Source organism: Gracilimonas sp. (assembly GCF_035704785.1).
Taxonomy (GTDB): Bacteria; Bacteroidota; Rhodothermia; order Balneolales; family Balneolaceae; genus Gracilimonas.
This window is the reverse complement of sequence record NZ_DASSWP010000174.1, coordinates 1-4,411: the sequence shown is the minus strand read 5'-3', so window position 1 is coordinate 4,411 and position 4,411 is coordinate 1. Positions and strand designations below refer to the sequence as shown.

Annotated in this window: 4 protein-coding genes; all 4 read left to right on the top strand. The window is 39.4% G+C overall.

Annotated features, from left to right (window positions below):
* Window positions 1-432 (top strand): sigma-70 family RNA polymerase sigma factor (locus VFM80_RS10190; RefSeq protein ID WP_395071722.1); only part of this gene is annotated, 432 nt, incomplete at its 5' end.
* Between the two features lie 114 nt (window positions 433-546).
* Window positions 547-3,423: a ligand-binding sensor domain-containing protein gene (locus VFM80_RS10185; protein WP_395071721.1), complete on the top strand. Its 2,877-nt coding sequence runs from the start codon at window positions 547-549 to the stop codon at window positions 3,421-3,423.
* A gap of 12 nt (window positions 3,424-3,435) precedes the next feature.
* A complete protein-coding gene (locus VFM80_RS10180) occupies window positions 3,436-4,068 on the top strand; it encodes a response regulator (protein WP_395071720.1) in 633 nt (210 codons plus the stop codon).
* A 64-nt stretch (window positions 4,069-4,132) separates the two neighbouring features.
* Window positions 4,133-4,411: hypothetical protein (locus VFM80_RS10175; RefSeq protein WP_395071719.1), on the top strand; the 279-nt coding region annotated here is incomplete at its 3' end.

Here is a 4,411-nt window from a genome sequence, read left to right as displayed (position 1 = left end):
TTGGAACAGGAATATGAGCGTGTACCTTCGGCCCATGAGCTTGCTGAAAGCCTGGAAATGACCGTAGGTGAAGTAGCAGATACTCTAAAAATTTCCGGTCGTCACTTGTCAATGGATGCTCCATTTGCACAGGGAGAAGACAACAGGCTGTTGGATGTTCTTGAAAACGAAGAGATCCCTAATCCGGATTTCGATCTGATGGGTGAGTCTCTGAAAGTAGAGATCGAAAGAGCCCTCTCGAAATTGACAACTCGTGAAGCAGAAGTGATTCGGCTTTATTTTGGAATTGGGCGTGAGCATTCGCTTACCCTTGAGGAGATCGGTGAACGCTTTGATCTTACTCGTGAGCGGGTACGTCAGATCAAAGAAAAAGCACTCAGAAAACTGAGACATCATAACCGAAGTGCTGCTTTAAGAGCATACTTAGGCTAATTTTTTTTAATCTTGTGAGATAAGCCCTTCACATCAACAGATGTGTGGGGCTTTTTTTGTTTAAAGGAATTTCATTGCTACTAATCTCCCTAAGTTTACGTTACATTTACCGTGATGAAGAAAATATTTTCCATATTACTGCTAATATTTGGTGTTGCGGAAATTGCAAATGCACAGCGTTATCCGTTTCGAACATATTCAATTGAACAGGGATTAAGTGAATCGGTAGTGTATGATATTGTGCAGGATGAGGATGGGTATATATGGTTGGCCACTGGTTTTGGTTTGAACCGTTTTGATGGTATTCGTTTCGAAAATTACTTTCAAGAACAAGGACTTAACAGTAGCAGGCTTCGTTCTTTGTTTAAGGATTCAGACGGTAGAATCTGGATTGGTTCGGAAGCCGGAGTTAATTTTATAGAGCAGGATAGCATCTATGCTGATGAAGCTTATGCCTCATTGGTTAATTCTACCGTGATAAGTATTTTTCAAGACCGGCTTGGAGATATGTGGTTTGCTACGGATGGCAACGGAGTTTGGCATTATTCGGATGGTGAAGTTGTAGCTCAATACACAACTTCAAATGGCATGGGGAGTAATAGGGTAAGAGCGATTGCAGAAGGTTTGACAGGTGACCTGTGGTTTGCTACAAGAGATGGATTAACTACCTTAAAAGAGGGTAATTTTAGGACATACACAGTAAAAGATGGATTGGCAGCTGATCGTATCCGGGATGTTAAGGTTGATGAACAAGGTAATGTATGGATTGGCAGCAGGGATGGCTTGGTTAAGTTTGATGGAGAAGAATTTGAGGTATATGATGTTTCTGATGGATTAGTCGATAATTTGATCAGAACCCTGACAGTAAAGAGCAGCAATGAGATATGGATAGGTACGGAAGATGGAGTTAGTTTTTTTGACGGTGAAAATTTCAAGAATTATACGATAGAATCAGGTCTTTCTAATGCAATTATATATTCTTCTATATCCGATATCGAAGGTAATCTTTGGTTTGGGACATTTGGAGGCGGGGTAAACCTATTTATCGGCGATTACTTTGCCAATTATAGTACGGAACAGGGACTTCCTAATAACCTGATCACAACATTTACTGAAGGACCGGATGAAAGAATTTGGATCGGCACGTACGCTGGAGGTATTACTTCGATCAAGTCCGGTGAGTTTTACGATCTTGGATTGAATCAAGAGTTGCCCGATAATCAGATATATAAGCTTTACACTGATTCTAATCAGCATATATGGATTGGTATGAGAGAGGGGTTAGCAAAGATGGAAGGGGAAAGACTACGTATTTTCAATGACGAAGACTTTCCATTTAGAATGGTGAGAGATATTATGGAATCTTCGGATGGAAGCTTTTGGATAAGCACCTATGATGATGGGATTATACACTATCAGGATGAAAATTTTAAGCAGATAACAGCTGAAGAAGGGTTAGCAAGTAACAGGGTGCTGAAATCAGTAGAAGGAAAAGATGGATCAATTTGGATCGCTACATATGGAGGTGTCACCCGGTATAAGGAGGGAGAATTTCAAAGTTTTGCTATTCAGGAAGGCCTGCCAAATAATGCGGTTATGAGTATAATTAAAGATAATAACGGAAGAATTTGGGCTTCTACTTTTGGCGGTATTGCCTGGTTTGACGGCCTACGCTTCCAGAGCATCACAACCAATGAAGGGCTACCGGATGATGTGTGCTATTTTATTCATCAAAGTGATGATGGAAAGTTTTGGATTGGGACTACTAATGGCGTTATAAGATTTGATGATGAAGTTTATTTCAGTTTGGAAGAGAATAACAAAGCTCAGGCATTTCAAGTATTAAATAAAGAACAAGGTTTAATTTCGAATGAATTGAATCTTGGTGCAGTATATGAAGACAGTAAAGGGAATCTTTGGTTTGGGACAATGGAAGGACTAAGTCGTTTTGACCCGGAGTTATATAAAGGAAATCAGGTGCCCCCAAAAGTACATATTTTAGGAGTGAATGCATCAGGCAGGGAATACAAACCGGAAGAGCAGTTTACACTTTCTCATGAAGAAAATTATATTGAAATACAGTATACCGGTATCAACTTTACGGCACCTAATCAAATACTTTATGAATACAGGTTAAGCAATATTGATCCTGACTGGCAGCGCACAACTTCACGTTCCATAAAATACCCGTCTTTACCACCCGGTGAATTTACATTCCGGGTACATGCCCGTAATATTAATGGGACATGGAGTTCGGAGCTGGAGGAAGTAAGATTTAGTATTTTAGCCCCTTATTGGATGCAATGGTGGTTTTGGGTTTTAATGCTTGCTGTTATTATTGGTATTATTTTCCTTTTCTACAATTATTATAGGGCTCGAAAAATGATCGATATTGAGCGTATGCGCGTTAGAATAGCCAGTGACCTTCATGACGATGTAGGTGCAAGCCTTACTGAGATCGCTTTGCAGTCTGATTTTTTACAGACAGGGGATGCCGATTCAGAATTCAAACAATCATTAGAGCAAATTGGACGTCAATGCCGTAAAATAGTGACCAGTCTGGATGACATTGTGTGGTCGATCGACGCCAGAAATGATACATTAGGTGACTTGACCGATCGCATGCAGGATTATGTGTTAAATACCCTTGAGTCCAAAAATATGATGGTAAATTATGATTTTGAAAATTTGAATATGGATAACAAACTTCCGGTATCAGTGAAAGAGAATGTATATTTGATCTTTAAAGAAGCCGTAAACAATGTTGTAAAATATTCAAACGGAGATCATGTAGACATCAAAATGGAAAATGTTAATGGATATTTTGAATTTATTATTCATGATAATGGCACTACCGGAAAAGGGGCAAAGAAAACGGGACAAGGTCTTCGTAACATGGACATGCGGGCAAAACGTATAGGTGCAGATATTACAATAAACAGCACGGATGGATTTTCCATCCAAGTGAAGGGGAAATTAAATACTAACTAAGGAACTGAGAAAATGGCTGTAATCGGAATAGTAGAGGACAACAAGAAAATCAGAGATCTGATCCAGCGTTATTTGGATATGCAGAAAGAATTGGATTGTCCTGTAGCGGTCGATTCTGTTGAAGAAATGTTGGAATATCTTAAAGAGCATCAAAAGCCGGATGTAATACTCATGGATATACAGTTACCGGGAATGTCTGGTATAAAAGGGATGGAGATCATTAAAACAAAGTATCCGGAGATCGAGATCATGATGCTTACGGTATATCATGACTCACATAAAATATTCGATTCGCTCAAGGCAGGTGCGTCGGGATATTTGTTAAAGCATACTTCTTTACCTGAGATCAAAGAGTCTATTGAAAATCTGCTAAAAGGAGGAGCTCCGATGTCTCCGCAGATCGCAAGAAAAGTTATCTCTCATTTCAATGAAGAAGCTCCAAAGAAAAATGAAGATAGCATGCTCACAAACAGAGAGCAGGATATCGTGAACGGATTGGTAGATGGACTCAGTTATAAACTAATAGCCGACCGTTATGATATTTCTATAGACACGGTTCGTGCGCATATACGGAATATTTACAAGAAACTTCATGTGAATTCTAAAGCTGAAGTGATAGCGAAATCCCTGAGAGGGGAAATATAGTATTAGCATTAACATGTGATAAAATGTGAGTATTTTTTAGTTCATATTAATGTTGTAAACCAAAATGAAGTCTTTAAAAGGTGTTGTCATGAAAAGCCCAAATGTCCTCAACCGATCTTTCTTACTACTTGTGCCATTCTTATTTGCGGGTTGTTACACCCAATTTCAAACCTCTGATAGATTCCCTTTAGAAGATGACCGCTACGAAGGGTATTATGCCTGGGATGGGTTTGAAGACAGCAGAGACGCTCCGGCTCAAAGACAAACAACAGAAAACTCTGCCTACTACTATGACCAAGAGGAAGAGTATCTGGATGACCAATATGCTCTTGAACAAGCGGGC

Coding starts and splice junctions, on each gene's coding strand:
- VFM80_RS10185 (WP_395071721.1), top strand. CDS start 547: ATGAAGAAAATATTTTCCATATTACTGCTAATATTTGGTGTTGCGGAA.
- VFM80_RS10180 (WP_395071720.1), top strand. CDS start 3,436: ATGGCTGTAATCGGAATAGTAGAGGACAACAAGAAAATCAGAGATCTG.